This window comes from Pseudomonas avellanae BPIC 631, assembly GCF_000444135.1.
GTDB classification, from domain to species: Bacteria; Pseudomonadota; Gammaproteobacteria; order Pseudomonadales; family Pseudomonadaceae; genus Aquipseudomonas; species Aquipseudomonas avellanae.
Genome location: NZ_ATDK01000240.1, coordinates 21238 through 39164 on the forward strand (window position 1 = coordinate 21238; position 17927 = coordinate 39164).

14 protein-coding genes are annotated in these 17927 nt (G+C 58.8%); all 14 read left to right on the forward strand.

Annotated features, from left to right (window positions below; all coding sequences use genetic code 11):
- Positions 1 to 70 precede the first annotated feature (70 nt).
- The 14 genes from bamA (at position 71) to ftsB (ending at position 17927) form a co-directional block, all read left to right on the forward strand.
- Positions 71 to 2446 carry an outer membrane protein assembly factor BamA gene (gene bamA / locus DW49_RS0112670; protein ID WP_005615988.1) on the forward strand — a complete coding sequence of 792 codons (2376 nt, stop codon included), beginning with the start codon at positions 71 to 73 and terminating at the stop codon, positions 2444 to 2446.
- A gap of 45 nt (positions 2447 to 2491) precedes the next feature.
- A complete protein-coding gene (locus DW49_RS0112675; protein WP_002554721.1) occupies positions 2492 to 2995 on the forward strand; it encodes an OmpH/Skp family outer membrane protein in 504 nt (167 codons plus the stop codon).
- A 2-nt stretch (positions 2996 to 2997) separates the two neighbouring features.
- The gene (gene lpxD, locus DW49_RS0112680; RefSeq protein ID WP_005615992.1) at positions 2998 to 4053 is read left to right on the forward strand and encodes a UDP-3-O-(3-hydroxymyristoyl)glucosamine N-acyltransferase; all 1056 of its coding nucleotides are present in this window, start codon (positions 2998 to 3000) and stop codon (positions 4051 to 4053) included.
- A 109-nt stretch (positions 4054 to 4162) separates the two neighbouring features.
- Positions 4163 to 4603 carry a 3-hydroxyacyl-ACP dehydratase FabZ gene (gene fabZ, locus DW49_RS0112685; protein ID WP_003377815.1) on the forward strand — a complete coding sequence of 147 codons (441 nt, stop codon included), beginning with the start codon at positions 4163 to 4165 and terminating at the stop codon, positions 4601 to 4603.
- Positions 4600 to 5376: an acyl-ACP--UDP-N-acetylglucosamine O-acyltransferase gene (gene lpxA, locus DW49_RS0112690; protein ID WP_003377817.1), complete on the forward strand. Its 777-nt coding sequence runs from the start codon at positions 4600 to 4602 to the stop codon at positions 5374 to 5376. Before fabZ ends, lpxA begins: the two co-directional genes overlap by 4 nt.
- Before the next feature lie 2 nt (positions 5377 to 5378).
- Entirely contained in the window at positions 5379 to 6521 is a 1143-nt protein-coding gene (gene lpxB, locus DW49_RS0112695; RefSeq protein ID WP_005615995.1) for a lipid-A-disaccharide synthase, read from the forward strand.
- Between the two features lie 11 nt (positions 6522 to 6532).
- Positions 6533 to 7186 carry a ribonuclease HII gene (rnhB, locus tag DW49_RS0112700; protein WP_005615997.1) on the forward strand — a complete coding sequence of 218 codons (654 nt, stop codon included), beginning with the start codon at positions 6533 to 6535 and terminating at the stop codon, positions 7184 to 7186.
- A 69-nt stretch (positions 7187 to 7255) separates the two neighbouring features.
- On the forward strand, positions 7256 to 10777 hold the full coding sequence (gene dnaE / locus DW49_RS0112705; RefSeq protein WP_005615998.1) for a DNA polymerase III subunit alpha: 3522 nt from the start codon (positions 7256 to 7258) through the stop codon (positions 10775 to 10777).
- 128 nt (positions 10778 to 10905) lie between these two features.
- Entirely contained in the window at positions 10906 to 11853 is a 948-nt protein-coding gene (gene accA, locus DW49_RS0112710) for an acetyl-CoA carboxylase carboxyl transferase subunit alpha (RefSeq protein WP_003377825.1), read from the forward strand.
- Positions 11854 to 11953: 100 nt separating this feature from the next.
- Entirely contained in the window at positions 11954 to 13279 is a 1326-nt protein-coding gene (gene tilS / locus DW49_RS0112715; RefSeq protein WP_081591434.1) for a tRNA lysidine(34) synthetase TilS, read from the forward strand.
- Between the two features lie 263 nt (positions 13280 to 13542).
- Positions 13543 to 15174: a CTP synthase gene (locus DW49_RS0112720; RefSeq protein WP_024420439.1), complete on the forward strand. Its 1632-nt coding sequence runs from the start codon at positions 13543 to 13545 to the stop codon at positions 15172 to 15174.
- Between the two features lie 14 nt (positions 15175 to 15188).
- On the forward strand, positions 15189 to 16034 hold the full coding sequence (gene kdsA, locus DW49_RS0112725) for a 3-deoxy-8-phosphooctulonate synthase (RefSeq protein ID WP_003377831.1): 846 nt from the start codon (positions 15189 to 15191) through the stop codon (positions 16032 to 16034).
- A 138-nt stretch (positions 16035 to 16172) separates the two neighbouring features.
- Complete coding sequence (eno, locus tag DW49_RS0112730) at positions 16173 to 17459, forward strand: phosphopyruvate hydratase (RefSeq protein WP_005616004.1); 1287 nt, start codon at positions 16173 to 16175, stop codon at positions 17457 to 17459.
- A gap of 189 nt (positions 17460 to 17648) precedes the next feature.
- Positions 17649 to 17927 (forward strand): cell division protein FtsB, encoded by a 279-nt coding sequence (gene ftsB / locus DW49_RS0112735; RefSeq protein WP_003377835.1) that lies wholly within the window; start codon positions 17649 to 17651, stop codon positions 17925 to 17927.

The following is a 17927-nucleotide window of genomic DNA, read 5'->3' on the forward strand; positions in this document are numbered from 1 at the left end:
TTACCGAGTTGCGAATCTGCCGCATTTTGCGGCAGTTTGTTTATTGCCAGTTGGAATAAGAAAGGACTTCATGAAACGTCTGCTGCTAACTGCGGTTCTTTCCGCACTGATGATCGCTGAAGTTCACGCCGAGTCCTTCACCATCTCCGATATCCGCGTCAATGGCCTGCAGCGGGTTTCCGCCGGCAGCGTCTTTGGTGCGTTGCCGCTGAACGTAGGCGAGCAGGCGGATGACGGTCGTCTGGTCGATGCTACCCGTTCGTTGTTCAAAACCGGTTTCTTTCAAGATATCCAGCTGGGTCGCGATGGCAACGTGCTCGTCATCAACGTCGTCGAACGCCCGTCGGTTGCGAGTATCGAAATCGAGGGCAACAAGGCCATCTCCACTGAAGACCTGATGAAAGGGCTGAAACAGTCCGGTCTGGCCGAAGGTGAAATTTTCCAGCGTGCGACCCTCGAAGGCGTGCGTAACGAGCTGCAACGTCAATACGTTGCCCAGGGTCGTTACTCCGCCGAGGTCGACGCCGAGGTTGTTCCTCAGCCACGCAACCGTGTGGGCCTGAAGATCAACATCAATGAAGGCACCGTTGCCTCCATCCAGCACATCAACGTGGTGGGCAACACGGTCTTTTCCGACGAAGACCTGACCGACCTGTTCGAGCTGAAGACCAGCAACTGGCTGTCGTTCTTCAAGAACGACGACAAGTACGCCCGCGAAAAGCTCTCGGGTGACCTTGAGCGTCTGCGTTCGTACTACCTCGATCGCGGCTATATCAACATGGATATCGCCTCGACCCAGGTGTCGATCACGCCTGACAAAAAGAACGTGTACATCACGGTCAACGTCAATGAAGGCGAAAAATACAGCGTCAAGTCGGTCAAGCTGAGCGGCGACCTCAAGGTGCCGGAAGATCAGGTCAAATCCCTGTTGCTGGTGCAGCCGGGCCAGGTGTTCTCGCGCAAGGTCATGACCACGACCTCCGAGCTGATCACCCGTCGTCTGGGTAACGAAGGCTATACCTTCGCCAACGTCAACGGCGTGCCGACCCCGAACAACGAAGATCACACTGTCGACATCACCTTCGTGGTCGATCCCGGCAAGCGTGCTTACGTTAACCGCATCAACTACCGTGGCAACACCAAGTCGGAAGACGAAGTGCTGCGCCGCGAAATGCGTCAGATGGAAGGCGGCTGGGCTTCGACCTACCTGATCGACCAGTCGAAAACACGTCTGGACCGTCTGGGCTTCTTCAAGGAAGTCAACGTCGAAACGCCACCTGTGCCAGGCACCGACGACCAGGTTGATGTGAATTACGCAGTAGAAGAGCAGGCTTCCGGCTCGATCACCGCCAGCGTCGGCTTCGCGCAAAGCGCCGGTCTGATCCTGGGTGGTTCGATCAGCCAGAACAACTTCCTCGGTACCGGTAACAAGGTCAGCATCGGCTTGACCCGCAGCGAATACCAGAGCCGTTACAACTTCAGCTACGTCGATCCGTACTACACGCCGGACGGTGTCAGCCTGGGTTACAGCGCGTTCTACCGCACCACCAACTACGATGACCTCGACGTTGATGTTGCAAGCTACGCGGTAGACAGCCTGGGGGCCGGTATCAACCTCGGCTACCCGATCAGCGAGACTTCGCGCCTGACCTACGGCCTGACCGTGCAGCAGGATGAGATCAAGACCGGCCGTTACACTGTCGATGAAATCTTTGACTTCGTTAACCGCGAAGGCGACAAGTACCTGAACTTCAAAGGCTCGGTGGGCTGGTCTGAATCGACGCTGAACAAAGGCGTATTGGCCACCCGTGGTCACTCGCAAAGTCTGGTGTTTGAAACTACCCTGCCGGGCAGCGACCTGTCGTTCTTCAAACTGGATTACCGTGCGCAGTACTTCCACCCGATCACCGATAATTACACCCTGCGTCTGCACACCGAGCTGGGTTATGGAGACGGTTACGGTTCGACCTCGGGTCTGCCGTTCTACGAGAACTACTATGCCGGCGGTTTCAACTCGGTTCGTGGCTTCAAGGACAGCACACTTGGTCCTCGCAGTACGCCGAGCCAAGGTACCAACCCTGGCACCATCGCAGACCCTGACCAGGATCCACTGCCGTTCGGCGGCAATGCTCTTGTACAAGGCGGTGTAGAAGTCATGTTCCCGCTGCCGTTCATCAAGGATCAGCGTTCCCTGCGCACCTCCGTGTTCTGGGACGTCGGCAACGTGTTTGATACCAAGTGCGATTCCAACAAGACGACAGCCAGCGGCAAGAAAGTCGAGTGCAACAACATCGACCTGTCCGGCATGGCCAGCTCTGTGGGTATCGGCGTCACCTGGATCACCGCGCTCGGTCCTCTGAGCTTCGCCTTGGCGATGCCGATCAAGAAGCCGGACGACGAAGCAGAAACCCAGGTCTTCCAATTCTCCCTGGGTCAGACTTTCTAAGCGTCTGACCTTTGATAACGCAACGAATTTTGTAGGAGTTGTATTGTGCGTAAGTTGACTCAATTGGTACTGCTGGCCACCGTTCTGGTCGCAAGCCCTGCATTTGCCGACATGAAAATTGCGGTACTGAACTATCAGATGGCCTTGCTGGAATCTGACGCTGCCAAGAAATACGCCGTTGATGCCGAAAAGAAATTCGGCCCGCAACTGACCAAGCTGAAAAGCCTGGAAAGCAGCGCCAAAGGCATTCAGGACCGTCTGGTCAGTGGTGGCGACAAGATGGCTCAGCCTGAGCGTGAGCGTCTGGAGCTTGAATTCAAGCAAAAGGCTCGTGACTTCCAGTTCCAGTCCAAGGAATTGAACGAGGCCAAAGCCGTTGCTGACCGTGAAATGCTCAAGCAGCTGAAGCCGAAACTGGATCAGGCTGTCGAAGAAGTCATCAAGAAAGGTGGTTTCGATCTGGTCTTCGAGCGCGGTGCTGTGATTGACGTCAAACCTCAGTATGACGTTACTCGCCAGGTCATCGAGCGCATGAACCAGCTGAAGTAACCATGAGCATAACCATCAAGCTCGGCCAGCTGGCCGAGTTCCTTGGCGCTACGCTACGTGGCGACAAGGACAAGGACATTATCGGGCTGGCCGCTCTGGAAGAGGCCGGCCCTGGTCAAATCAGTTTCCTGGCAAAACCTCAATACCGTAAATACCTGGTCGATACCCAGGCCGCTGCCGTGCTGCTCAAGCCTGCAGATGCCGACGGTTACACCGGCGATGCGCTATTGGTGCCGGATCCTTATCTGGCCTACGCGCGCATTTCGCATTTTTTTGACCCCAAGCCCAAAAGTAGCGCAGGCGTTCATCCGACAGCCGTGATTGCCGAGGATGCGCAGGTTGATCCTGCGGCCAGCATCGGCGCGTTTGCTTTGATCGAGAGCGGTGCCCGTATCGCAGCCAATGTCACCATCGGTGCGCATTGCTTCATCGGCGCCCGTAGCGAGATCGGTGAAGGTGGCTGGCTGGCTCCGCGTGTGACGCTTTACCACGACGTGCGCATTGGCAAACGTGTGGTCATTCAGTCGGGTGCGGTGCTGGGCGGCGAAGGCTTTGGCTTTGCCAACGACAAGGGTGTCTGGCAGAAGATTGCACAAATCGGTGGCGTCACCCTGGGTGACGACGTCGAGATCGGCGTCAATACCGCGATCGATCGTGGTGCACTGGCTGATACGCGAATTGGCAATGGTGTGAAACTGGACAACCAGATCCAGATTGCCCACAACGTGCAGATTGGCGATCACACGGCAATGGCTGCGTGTGTCGGCATCTCCGGAAGCACCAAAATCGGCAAGCATTGTATGCTGGCCGGCGGCGTCGGGCTGGTGGGGCATATCGACATCTGTGATGGCGTTTTCATCACCGGCATGACCATGGTGACCCATTCCATCACCGAACCGGGTTCCTACTCGTCGGGTACGGCAATGCAGCCAGCTGCCGAATGGCGCAAGAGTGCAGCTCGTCTGCGCAAGATCGATGACATGGCGCGACGTCTGCAAAAGCTCGAAAAGGCTGTCGAGACGGTGACCTGCGCCGATAATCGCTCATCTGATGGCTGATACCTTTTTAATATCAAGCGTGCACAGTCGATAAACTGCCTCCTTGATGTAGAGGGGTGTTGCGCAGTCGCGACGCACTCCTAATCTTTACTACAGGCTTCCTCTCGAAATGATGGACATCAACGAAATCCGCGAATACCTGCCTCATCGTTACCCGTTCCTGCTGGTGGACCGCGTGACCGAGCTGGATATCGAGAACAAGAACATTCGCGCCTACAAGAATGTCAGCGTCAACGAGCCTTTCTTCAACGGTCACTTCCCCCAGCATCCAATCATGCCGGGCGTTCTGATCATTGAGGCCATGGCTCAGGCAGCGGGTATTCTTGCTTTCAAGATGCTCGACTCCAAGCCATCCGACGGCACGCTCTATTATTTCGTGGGTTCGGACAAGCTGCGCTTCCGCCAACCGGTTTTTCCGGGTGACAAACTGGTCCTTGAAGCAACGTTCCTGAGCAGCAAACGCCAGATCTGGAAGTTTGAGTGCAAGGCCACCGTTGATGGCAAAGCGGTATGCTCTGCCGAAATCATCTGTGCGGAACGCAAACTATGAGTTTGATTGACCCTCGCGCAATCATCGATCCGACGGCCATTCTGGCCGACAACGTTGAGGTCGGCCCTTGGTCGATCATCGGACCTGGTGTGGAAATTGGCGAGGGTACAGTTGTCGGTCCTCATGTTGTCCTCAGGGGGCCAACGAAGATCGGCAAGCATAATCGCATCTACCAGTTTTCATCGGTGGGCGAGGACACGCCAGATCTCAAGTACAAGGGTGAGGAAACCCGTCTTGTCATCGGCGATCACAACGTGATTCGCGAAGGCGTGACCATTCACCGCGGGACCGTTCAGGACCGTGCCGAGACGACGCTGGGCGATCACAACCTGATCATGGCCTATGCGCACATCGGCCACGACAGTGTGATCGGCAACCACGTGATACTGGTCAACAACACCGCGCTGGCAGGCCATGTTCATGTGGATGACTGGGCCATTCTGTCCGGTTTTACCCTGGTGCATCAGTTCTGCCACATCGGCGCGCACAGTTTCTCCGGCATGGGCACGGCCATCGGCAAGGACGTTCCGGCGTTTGTAACGGTGTTCGGTAACCCGGCCGAGGCGCGCAGCATGAATTTCGAAGGCATGCGCCGTCGTGGTTTCTCCGAAGAAGCCATTCATGCTCTGCGCCGGGCCTACAAGACCGTCTATCGCCAAGGGCTGACTATCGCTCAGGCGCTGGCTGATCTGGCTGAACCTGCGGCGCAGTTTCCTGAGGTCGCAGTGTTTCTGCAGTCCATTCAAACGTCGACTCGCGGCATCATTCGCTAACCATGACCAGCCCCTTACGTATCGCACTGGTCGCTGGCGAGGCATCCGGTGATATCCTCGGATCCGGCCTGATGCGTGCCCTGAAAGCACGTCATCCCGATGTTCGTTTCATCGGCGTGGGCGGCCCGCTGATGGAAGCCGAGGGCATGCAGTCCTATTTCCCGATGGAGCGTCTGTCGGTGATGGGGTTGGTGGAAGTGTTGGGGCGGCTGCGCGAGCTGCTGGCCCGACGCAAGCTGCTGGTCCAGACCCTGATCGATGAAAAACCCGATGTGTTCATCGGCATCGATGCCCCGGATTTCACGCTCAACATCGAGCTGCAGCTGCGTCGCGCCGGTATCAAGACCGTGCACTACGTCAGCCCGTCGGTCTGGGCCTGGCGTCAAAAGCGTGTGCTGAAGATCCGCGAAGGCTGCGACCTTATGCTCACGCTGCTGCCTTTCGAGGCGCGCTTTTACGAAGAGAAGGGCGTGCCGGTGCGTTTTGTCGGCCATCCGCTGGCAGACACCATCCCCCTTGAATCCGATCGTGGTGCTGCCCGTGCCGAGCTGGGCCTGTCGGTCGACGGTCCGGTTGTTGCGTTGATGCCGGGTAGCCGGGGGGGCGAAGTCGGTCGTCTGGGCGCGCTGTTTTTTGATGCCGCCGAGCGCCTGCTGGTCGAGCGTTCTGGCCTGCGTTTCGTGCTGCCCTGCGCCAGCCCACAGCGCCGTGCTCAGGTGGAGCAGTTGCTGCAAGGTCGCGATCTGCCGATCACTTTGCTCGACGGGCGATCGCATGTGGCGCTGGCCGCCTGCGATGCGGTGCTGATCGCCTCTGGCACTGCCACGCTGGAAGCCCTGCTTTACAAGCGCCCGATGGTGGTTGCCTACCGCATGGCACCGCTGACGTTCTGGGTGCTCAAGCGGCTGGTCAAAAGCCCTTATGTGTCGCTGCCCAACCTGCTGGCCCAGCGCTTGCTGGTGCCTGAACTGCTACAGGATGATGCAACCCCCGAAGCGCTTGCACGGACGCTGTTGCCGCTGATCGAAGACGGCCACGCGCAGACTGAAGGTTTTGATGCCATTCACCGCATCCTGCGCCGTGATGCCTCCAATCAGGCCGCCGATGCAGTGTTGAGTCTGCTCGGCGCGCCACTTTCACTGTGAGTTCGCCAACCATGCAAACAGGTCTGGATTTCACCCTTGTCGAGGACCTGGTCGCAGGCGTTGACGAAGTCGGTCGCGGCCCGTTGTGCGGCGCAGTGGTGACCGCTGCAGTCATTCTTGACCCCGCCAGGCCTATTCTCGGGCTCAATGACTCCAAGAAACTGACCGAAGCCAAACGCGAAAAGCTGTTTGTCGAGATTCAGGAAAAAGCCCTGTGCTGGTTTATAGCCCGGGCTGAGGTTGAAGAAATCGACCAGTTGAACATCTTGCATGCCACGATGCTGGCCATGAAGCGCGCCGTCGAAGGGTTGAGCATCACCCCGAAACTGGCCCTGATCGACGGCAATCGCTGCCCGCAACTGTCGGTGCCCTCAGCGCCGGTGGTCAAGGGTGACTCCAAGGTGCCAGCCATTGCCGCCGCATCGATTCTCGCCAAAGTGAGCCGCGATCGTGAAATGGCTGCGCTCGAGCTGATTTATCCGGGTTATGGCATCGGTGGGCACAAGGGTTATCCTACGCCGGTGCACCTTGAGGCGCTGGCCCGGCTCGGGCCTACGCCTATTCATCGGCGTTCTTTCGGGCCAGTGCGTGCGGCCCATGAAGCGCGTGCGGCCATCATGCTCGGCGGTTCGATCCCGTTACCGGTCGGTCTGTTGCAAGACTGACGTTTCATCTCGGGCCAGCTACAATCCTGCCCTTCGTTTTTTTGTATTTTCGCGTTTTATAGGATCACCATGCCGGCTTCTTTCGTTCATCTACGCCTGCACACCGAGTACTCGCTGGTTGACGGTCTGGTCCGGGTCAAACCGTTGATCAAGTCGCTGACCAGCATGAACATGCCTGCCGTGGCGGTGACCGATCAGAACAACATGTGTTCGCTGGTCAAGTTCTACAAGGCCGCTCAGGGCTCCGGGATCAAGCCGATCTGTGGCGTCGATCTGTGGCTGGCCGGCCGCGACGAAGACGCCGCGCTCAGTCGCATCAGCCTGCTGGCCATGAATGCCCAGGGCTACCGCAACCTGACCGAGCTGATTTCCCGTGGTTTCATCGAGGGTCAGCGCAACGGTCAGATCGTCATCCAGCGCCAGTGGGTCGCGCAGGCCAGCGAGGGGGTGATTGCCCTGTCTGCAGCCAAGGAAGGCGAGATCGGCATGGCGCTGCTCGGTGGCAACCCCGCAGAAGCGGACGAGTTGCTGCGCGAATGGCTGGCCGTGTTTCCGGACCGCTTCTACATCGAAGTGCAGCGTACCAATCGCGCCAATGATGAGGAGCATCTGCACGCCGCGGTTGCCTTGGCCGAGCGCCACGGTGCACCGCTGGTCGCGACCAACGATGTGCGCTTCATCAATCAGACCGATTTTGAGGCGCACGAGACCCGCGTTTGCATCGGCGAAGGCCGTGCGCTGGACGATCCGCGGCGCTCGCACAACTACAGCGATCAGCAGTACCTGAAAAGCCCGGAAGAAATGGCCGAGCTGTTCAGTGATCTGCCCGAGGCGCTGGAAAACACGGTCGAGATTGCCAAACGCTGCAACATCGACGTCAAGCTGGGCACTCACTTCTTGCCCAACTTCCCGATTCCCGATGGCATGACCATCGATGAGTATTTCCGCAAGGTGTCCTTCGACGGTCTGGAGGAGCGGCTCGCCGTCCTGATGCCCAGGGACACCACTGAAGATTACGAAACCAAACGTCAGGTGTATGTCGATCGGCTGAATTTTGAGCTGGATATCATCATCCAGATGGGGTTTCCCGGTTACTTCCTGATCGTTATGGACTTCATTCAGTGGGCCAAGAGCAACGGCGTCCCGGTGGGGCCAGGCCGTGGTTCGGGTGCCGGGTCGCTGGTGGCTTATGTGCAGAAGATCACCGACCTTGATCCGCTGGAATACGACCTGCTGTTCGAGCGGTTCCTGAACCCGGAGCGGGTTTCCATGCCCGACTTCGACGTCGACTTCTGCATGGACGGTCGTGATCGGGTCATCGAATACGTGGCCGAAAAGTACGGGCGCAATGCGGTCAGCCAGATCATCACGTTCGGTTCCATGGCGGCCAAGGCGGTGGTGCGCGACGTGGCGCGAGTGCAGGGCAAGTCCTACGGGCTGGCGGATCGTCTGTCGAAGATGATCCCCTTTGAAGTCGGCATGACCCTCGAAAAGGCATACGAACAGGAAGAGATTCTCCGCGACTTTCTCAAGGTCGATGAAGAGGCCGCTGAAATCTGGGAAATGGCGCGCAAGCTTGAAGGCATTGTGCGTAACGTGGGCAAGCACGCCGGGGGCGTGGTAATCGCCCCGACCAAGCTGACCGACTTCTCGCCAATCTATTGCGACGAGGCCGGTGACGGTCTGGTAACCCAGTTCGACAAGGACGATGTCGAGGCAGCGGGGCTGGTGAAGTTCGACTTCCTCGGTCTGCGCACCCTGACCATCATCGACTGGGCGCTCAAGACCATCAACCGCGAGCGCGCCAAGGTCGACGAAGCGCCGCTGGACATCGCGTTTATCCCGCTCGACGACCTGCCGACCTATCAGTTGTTGCAGCGCGCCGAAACCACGGCGGTGTTCCAGCTTGAGTCGCGCGGCATGAAAGAGCTGATCAAAAAGCTCAAGCCCGACTGCCTGGAAGACCTTATCGCACTGGTGGCGTTGTTCCGTCCCGGCCCGCTGCAATCGGGCATGGTAGACGACTTCATCAACCGCAAGCACGGTCGCGCCGAGTTGTCCTACCCGCACGTCGACTACCAGTACGAAGGCCTAAAGCCAGTACTGGCGCCGACCTACGGCATCATTCTGTACCAGGAACAGGTGATGCAGATTGCTCAGGTCATGGCCGGTTACACCCTCGGCGGTGCGGACATGCTGCGCCGTGCGATGGGCAAGAAAAAGCCCGAGGAAATGGCCAAGCAGCGCGGCGGTTTTATTGATGGCTGCAAGTCGAACAACATCGAGCCGGATCTGGCCGGTAACATTTTCGACCTGGTGGAAAAATTCGCCGGTTACGGTTTCAACAAGTCTCACTCGGCAGCCTACGGGCTGGTGTCGTATCAGACGGCCTGGCTGAAAACCCACTACCCGGCGCCGTTCATGGCCGCCGTGTTGTCGGCGGACATGCACAACACCGACAAGGTCGTGACCTTGATCGAAGAGGTGCGCACGATGAAGCTGCGCCTCGACGCACCGGACGTGAACACCTCGGAGTTCAAGTTCACGGTAAGCGACGACGGCCGCATTCTCTACGGGCTGGGCGCAATCAAGGGTGTGGGTGAGGGGCCGGTCGAAGCCATTACCGATGCGCGTCAAAAGGGGCCGTTCAAGGACCTGTTCGATTTCTGTGCGCGTGTCGACCTCAAAAGAATCAACAAACGAACGCTGGACGGCCTGATTCGCAGTGGCGCGCTGGACCGTCTGGGCCCGTACTTCGAGCTGGAGCCCAAGGCCTATCAGGCCAGTATCGACCGTAACCGTTCGGTATTGCTGGCAGCGCTGGAAGAGGCCATTCAAGCCGCCGAGCAGACCGCCCGCAGTCACGACAGCGGCCATTCGGACCTGTTTGGCGGCCTGTTCGTCGAAGCGGATGCCGACGTTTACGCCAATCATCGCAAGACCCGCGAGTTGAGCCTCAAGGATCGTCTGCGCGGTGAGAAGGAAACCCTGGGGCTGTACCTGACCGGGCACCCGATCGATGAATACGAAGGCGAGATCCGCCGCTTCGCCCGGCAGCGAATCATCGACCTCAAGCCCGCCAGGGACACTCAGACGGTTGCAGGCCTGATCATTGCCTTGCGCGTGATGAAAAACAAGAAGGGCGACAAGATGGGGTTCATCACCCTGGACGATCGCTCGGCGCGTATTGAAGCGTCTTTGTTCGCCGAAGCGTTTCACTCGGCCCAGTCACTGTTGCAGACCGATGCTATGGTAGTGGTCGAGGGCGAAGTCAGTAACGATGACTTTTCCGGTGGCCTGCGGTTGCGCGCCAAACGGGTGATGAGCATCGAAGATGCGCGCACCAACCTGGCCGAGAGCCTGCGCGTGACGGTGCATGCCGACGCGCTCAAGGGTGATCGACTGCGCTGGCTCGGCGATTTGTGCAAGCGCCATCGCGGTGCTTGTCCGATCACCGTGGATTACACCGGGCAGGACGCCCGGGCATTGCTGCAATTGGGAGAAGCCTGGCGTATTGATCCCGCAGACAGCTTGATTCAAGCTCTGCGTGACCAGTTCGGACGTGAGAACGTCTTTCTCCAGTATCGTTGAACGCCGCAGGCTTGATCTGCGCTCAACCCTGAATTTTAATTTCGACCTGACCGCGCCTGTTCCGAACAGGAAAGGCGCAGACGGATCAACCGGCCGGCCTCTTGGCCGTCGACCCAAGACGGATGCCTATGAACCCGAATTTTCTTGATTTCGAACAGCCTATCGCTGACTTGCAGGCCAAAATCGAAGAACTGCGCTTGGTGGGCAATGACAACTCGCTGAACATCGGCGACGAGATCTCCCGGCTGCAAGACAAGAGCAAGACGCTTACCGAAAGCATTTTCGGCAACCTGACCAGTTGGCAGATCGCGCGCATGGCGCGTCATCCGCGTCGTCCGTACACGCTGGACTACATCGAAAACATTTTTACCGAGTTCGATGAGTTGCACGGCGACCGTCACTTCTCCGATGACGCTGCCATCGTTGGCGGCATTGCCCGTCTGGACAACCAGCCGGTGATGATCATCGGCCACCAGAAAGGCCGTGAAGTACGCGAAAAGGTTCGTCGCAATTTCGGCATGCCGCGCCCTGAAGGCTACCGCAAGGCTTGCCGTCTGATGGAAATGGCAGAGCGCTTCAAGATGCCGATCCTGACGTTTATCGACACCCCGGGCGCTTATCCGGGTATCGATGCGGAAGAGCGCAACCAGAGCGAAGCGATCGCCTGGAACCTGCGCGTCATGGCGCGACTGAAAACCCCGATCATCGCCACCGTTATCGGTGAGGGCGGTTCCGGTGGTGCATTGGCCATTGGCGTCTGCGACCAGTTGAACATGCTGCAGTACTCGACTTACGCCGTGATCTCTCCGGAAGGCTGCGCGTCGATTCTGTGGAAAACCGCCGAGAAGGCGCCCGATGCTGCTGAAGCCATGGGCATCACGGCGGACCGCCTGAAAGGCCTGGGCATCGTCGACAAGGTCATCGCCGAGCCTCTGGGCGGCGCGCATCGCGACCCGGTTGCCGCCGCTGCATTGATTCGTGAAGAGCTGAGCAGTCAGTTGGCGATGCTCAAGGCATTCGATAACGACGCGCTTTTGGCCCGCCGTTATGATCGCCTGATGAGCTACGGTCTCTAACGTCGTTTCTCGTGCTGATACATCCCGCTTGGGATGTATCAGCCGGGGCATCGACTTCGCGAGCACGCGAAGCTGAGTGAAAACACCAGTGACCACCTCCATGCACAGCGGTCATGATCTTTGCGCCAGGCTTCTGCAAGCCCTGGCGCCCTGGCGCACTGCGCCAACCTGGTACGTCGGTTTCTCTGGCGGCCTGGATTCCACCGTGCTGCTGCATCTTCTGGCTGAACTCGCCACCCGCGAAAACCTCCCTGCGTTACACGCTATCCACGTTCATCACGGCCTGCAGGCCGTTGCCGATGCGTGGCCGGAGCATTGTCGTCAGGTTTGTCAGGCGCTGGATGTGGCGTTTGAGCTGGTTCGGGTAACGGTCGAGCCCGGTGCAAGTCTGGAGCAGGCCGCTCGGCAGGCGCGTTACACCGCGTTCACTGACAGGCTGGGCGAAGGCGATGTATTGCTGACCGGCCAGCACCGTGACGATCAGGCGGAAACCCTGTTGTTCCGCCTGCTGCGCGGTGCCGGTGTGCGCGGTCTGGCGGCCATGCCCGAGCAGCGCAGGCTCGGTCGAGGGCATCTGGCAAGGCCGTTGCTGGGAGTGTCGCGAGTCGAACTGGAAAGCTACGCCCGCCAGCAGGGCCTGAGATGGGTTGAAGACCCCAGCAATGACGATCAGCAGTTCTCGCGCAATTTTCTGCGCAGCCAGGTGCTGCCACTGCTGACGTCCAGATGGCCGCAGGCGACTGCCAGTCTGGCGCGCACCGCTGGTCATCTCGCTGAGGCTCAGCAACTGCTGGACGAACTCGCGGCGCAGGACGTTGCCAGTGCGCAGGCGACAACGCCGTTTGCCTGGCTTGGCTTGCCGGTGCTGAGCCTGGGGCCTATTGCCCGGTTGTCTGGCGCGCGGCAACGCAACGTCATGCGTCACTGGCTCGCGCCGCTGACCCGCCTGCCGGACACCGATCACTGGGCTGGCTGGGAAGCGCTGCGCGACGCCGCTCAGGATGCTCGTCCATTGTGGCGGCTGGCCGATGGGGCTTTGCACCGGGCGCAGGGTTGTATCTGGTGGCTACCCGCTGGCTGGGAGCAGGCGGGCAGCGAGGCAGTGAACTGGGCCGACCCGCGCGCGCCGCTGGACCTTCCCGAAAACGGTCAGGTGAGCCTGGAAGGTGAAGCGCCGTCAGGCGGCCTGAGTGTCCGCTATCGTCAGGGCGCTGAGGTGATGCACCTCAGCGGGCGTGGCAGCCGTGATCTCAAGCGGCTGCTCAATGAGCACGCGGTGCCGGCATTTCTGCGCGGCAGATTGCCGCTGCTGTACCGGGATAACGAGCTTCTGGCCGTCGCCAACCTGCCCGGACTGGACGGTTCACCCAATGAACGCTGGCGTTTGCGCTGGGTTGCACCGACCGGCGACCAAAGTTTGAGCTGAAAGCCCCTTTCCGGTAGACTACGCTCCCTTCTTGATACAACTTCTGTTGGTTCTTTTGAAACAACGCAAGTTGCCGGTTACCAACCAGTGTTTACTGGGTAATTCTTAAAATGTAGCGCACACCTCGCTGGCTTCGGCCGGTCGGTTTCAACGCAGCAGTTTCGGGAGTGCACCGTGAATTTTGTCGGTAATCGGGGGCTTCGGCCTTCCTTCGCTTTCCCCGGCGGCTCCGACCGCTTTAACGCAGACTTCTAGGGTTTTTCATGACGCGCTACATCTTCGTCACGGGCGGTGTTGTTTCTTCATTGGGGAAAGGCATTGCCTCGGCTTCACTGGCGGCCATCCTGGAGGCGCGGGGACTCAAGGTCACCATGCTGAAACTGGACCCCTATATCAACGTGGACCCAGGCACCATGAGTCCGTTCCAGCACGGTGAGGTGTTTGTCACCCACGACGGCGCTGAAACCGACCTCGACCTTGGTCACTACGAGCGGTTTATCCGCACCACCATGACCCAAAACAACAACTTCACCACTGGCCGTGTGTACGAACACGTCCTGCGCAAAGAGCGCCGTGGTGATTATCTGGGCGCGACCATTCAGGTCATTCCGCACATCACCGACGAAATCAAGCGCCGCATCATCAAGGGTGCTGGCGATGCCGACGTGGCCCTGGTCGAAATAGGCGGTACGGTCGGTGACATCGAGTCGCAGCCGTTTCTTGAAGCCATCCGCCAGTTGCGTTTTGAAGTCGGCGCCCGCCGCGCGATGCTCATGCACCTGACACTGGTGCCGTACATCGCCACGGCCGGCGAGACCAAAACCAAGCCAACTCAGCATTCGGTCAAGGAATTGCGCTCCATCGGTCTGCAGCCGGATGTACTGGTCTGCCGCTCCGATCACCCGATCGACATTTCCTCGCGCCGCAAGATCGCTCAGTTCACCAACGTCGAAGAGCGCGCAGTCATTGCCCTCGAAGACGCCGACACCATCTACAAGATCCCGGGCATCCTGCATTCGCAGGGGCTGGACGATTTTGTCGTCGAGCGCTTTGGCCTGCAGTGTGGTGGTGCCGACCTGTCCGAGTGGGACAAGGTGGTCGATGCCAAGCTCAACCCGGAACACGAAGTCACCATCGCGATGGTCGGCAAGTACATGGAACTGCTCGACGCCTACAAGTCGTTGATCGAAGCCATGAGCCACGCCGGTATCACCAATCGCACCAAGGTGAACCTGCGTTACATCGACTCAGAAGACATCGAAAACCAGGGCACCGGCCTGCTTGAAGGCGTGGATGCGATTCTGGTTCCAGGCGGCTTTGGTCTGCGCGGCGTTGAAGGCAAGATCACCGCCGTTCAGTTCGCACGTGAAAACAAGGTTCCGTACCTGGGCATCTGCCTGGGCATGCAAGTGGCGGTCATCGAGTTCGCCCGTAACGTGCTGGGCTGGAAAGACGCCAACTCCACCGAATTCGACCGCACCAGCGCGCACGCTGTGGTTGGCCTGATCACCGAGTGGGAAGATGCTACCGGCGCAGTCGAAACCCGCACCGAAAGCTCCGATCTGGGCGGCACCATGCGTCTGGGTGCACAGGATTGCCAGCTTGAAGCCGGTTCGCTGGTGCACGATTGCTACCGCAAGGACGTGATTGTCGAGCGTCATCGTCATCGCTACGAAGTGAACAACAACCTGTTGCCGCAACTGATCGAGGCTGGCATGAAGATTTCCGGTCGCTCCGGCGACGGCGCGCTGGTTGAAGTGGTCGAAGCGCCGGATCATCCGTGGTTCGTCGCGTGCCAGTTTCACCCGGAGTTCACCTCCACGCCGCGTGACGGGCATCCGCTGTTCAGCGGTTTCGTCAAGGCGGCGCTGGCTCAACATCAGAAAAATTCCTGACAGGGACTTCACACATGGCTCAGAAAATCATCCGCACAGGTTCGATCGAGATCGCCAACGACAAGCCGATGGTGGTGTTCGGCGGCATGAACGTACTCGAATCCCGGGATATGGCCATGCAGGTCTGTGAAGAGTACGTAAGGGTGACCGAAAAGCTCGGTATCCCTTACGTGTTCAAGGCCAGCTTCGACAAGGCCAACCGCTCTTCGGTGAATTCCTACCGCGGGCCGGGCCTTGAAGAAGGCATGCGTATTTTCGAAGAGATCAAGCGCACCTTCAACGTGCCGCTGATCACCGACGTGCACGAGCCTCATCAGGCTGCCGTGGTGGCTGAAGTGTGCGACATCATCCAGCTGCCGGCGTTTCTGTCGCGTCAGACAGACCTGGTCGTTGCGATGGCGAAGACCGGCGCAATCATCAACATCAAGAAAGCCCAGTTTCTCGCACCGCAGGAAATGAAACACATCCTGACCAAGTGTGAAGAGGCGGGTAACGATCAGTTGATTCTTTGCGAGCGTGGTTCCAGCTTCGGTTACAACAACCTGGTGGTGGACATGCTCGGCTTCGGCATCATGAAGCAGTTCGAATACCCGGTGCTGTTCGACGTCACTCACGCGCTGCAGATGCCGGGTGGTCGCTCCGATTCTGCCGGTGGTCGTCGTGCCCAGGTGCTGGATCTGGCCAAGGCCGGCATCAGCCAGAACCTGGCCGGTTTGTTCCTTGAAGCGCATCCCGATCCTGACAACGCCAAGTGCGATGGCCCATGTGCCTTGCGTCTGGACAAGCTGGAGCCGTTCCTGGCCCAGCTCAAGTCACTGGATGAACTTGTGAAAAGTTTTCCGATCGTAGAGACCGCTTGATCAGGGTTCTCCGGTAAAGTGCGTTCCCCGTCATTCGTGACGGGGTTGTCGCATTCGGGCCTGCCTTTTTCTGCGCCTGACTGCGAGCATTGTTTCCCCAGCTGCGTCGTTTTCGTCAATCTTGGAGTGTTTACAACAATGGCAAAAATCGTCGACATCAAAGGTCGTGAAGTTCTCGACTCCCGTGGCAATCCCACCGTGGAAGCAGATGTGCTCCTCGATAACGGCATCATCGGCAGCGCCTGCGCGCCGTCCGGTGCTTCAACCGGCTCGCGCGAAGCGCTGGAGCTGCGTGATGGCGACAAGAGCCGTTACATGGGCAAGGGTGTTCTGAAGGCTGTTGCGAATATTAACGGTCCGATCCGTGATCTGCTGCTGGGCAAAGACCCGGTTGACCAGAAAGCGCTGGATCACGCGATGATCGCGCTGGACGCTACCGAGAACAAGGCAAGCCTGGGCGCCAACGCGATCCTCGCCGTCTCCCTGGCGGCGGCCAAGGCGGCTGCACAGGATCAGGACCTGCCGCTGTATGCGCACATCGCCAACCTCAATGGCACCCCGGGCGTTTATTCCATGCCGGTTCCGATGATGAACATCATCAACGGTGGCGAGCATGCCGATAACAACATCGACATCCAGGAATTCATGATTCAGCCGGTCGGCGCCAAAAGCTTCGCTGAAGCGCTGCGCTGGGGCACCGAGATTTTCCATCACCTCAAGGCCGTGCTCAAGGCGCGTGGCCTGAACACCGCGGTCGGTGATGAAGGTGGTTTCGCCCCGAACCTGGCTTCCAACAAAGAAGCACTCGACGCTATCGCCGAGGCCGTTGCCAATGCAGGTTACACGCTGGGCACTGACGTGACCCTGGCGCTGGACTGCGCGGCGAGCGAGTTCTACAAGAACGGCAAGTACACGCTCAGCGAAGAAGGCGAGTACAGCTCTGCCGATTTTGCCGAATACCTTGCCGAACTGACCCGCAAGCACCCGATCATCTCCATCGAAGACGGTCTGGACGAGTCCGATTGGGACGGCTGGAAAGTCCTCACCGACAAGATCGGCGAGAAGGTCCAACTGGTCGGTGACGACCTGTTCGTGACCAACACCAAGATCCTGAAAGAAGGCATCGACAAGAACATCGCCAACTCGATCCTGATCAAGTTCAACCAGATCGGTACCTTGACCGAAACGCTGGAAGCCATTCACATGGCCAAGGCTGCCGGTTACACCGCCATCATCTCCCACCGCTCCGGTGAAACCGAAGATTCGACCATCGCCGACCTGGCTGTGGGCACCTCTGCCGGTCAGATCAAGACCGGGTCGCTGTGCCGTTCCGACCGTGTTTCCAAGTACAACCAACTGCTGCGCATCGAGGAGCAATTGGGCTCCAAAGCTGTGTATCGTGGTCGTGCCGAGTTTCGCGGCTGAGCCATAGATGGTAAAAGACGCAGAGTGCTGCATCAGGTCGTGCTTCATGGCCCGCCCTTGCAGTTGCGATGCTGACGCTCCGCGGTAATCTGGAGTGATTGAGCCTGGCTTATGTCAGGCTCAATGCCCTCGGTCATTTGTTCTTCACGTTGGCTCTGCTGTCTTTTTTACTGGGTACCTGATATTTCAATGCGCAGTCCTAACTGGTTGTTCCTTATCCTGCTCTTGTTGCTGGCTGGCTTGCAGTACCGCCTTTGGGTTGGTAACGGAAGCCTTGCGCAAGTGGCCAGCCTGACTCAGCAGATTGCCGACCAGCATGCTGAAAATCAGGTGCTGCTGGAGCGCAACCGTGTGCTCGATGCCGAGGTCATGGAATTGAAAAAAGGTCTGGAAACCGTCGAAGAGCGCGCCCGGCACGAACTGGGCATGGTCAAAGAGGGCGAAACCCTTTACCAGCTCGCGCAATGA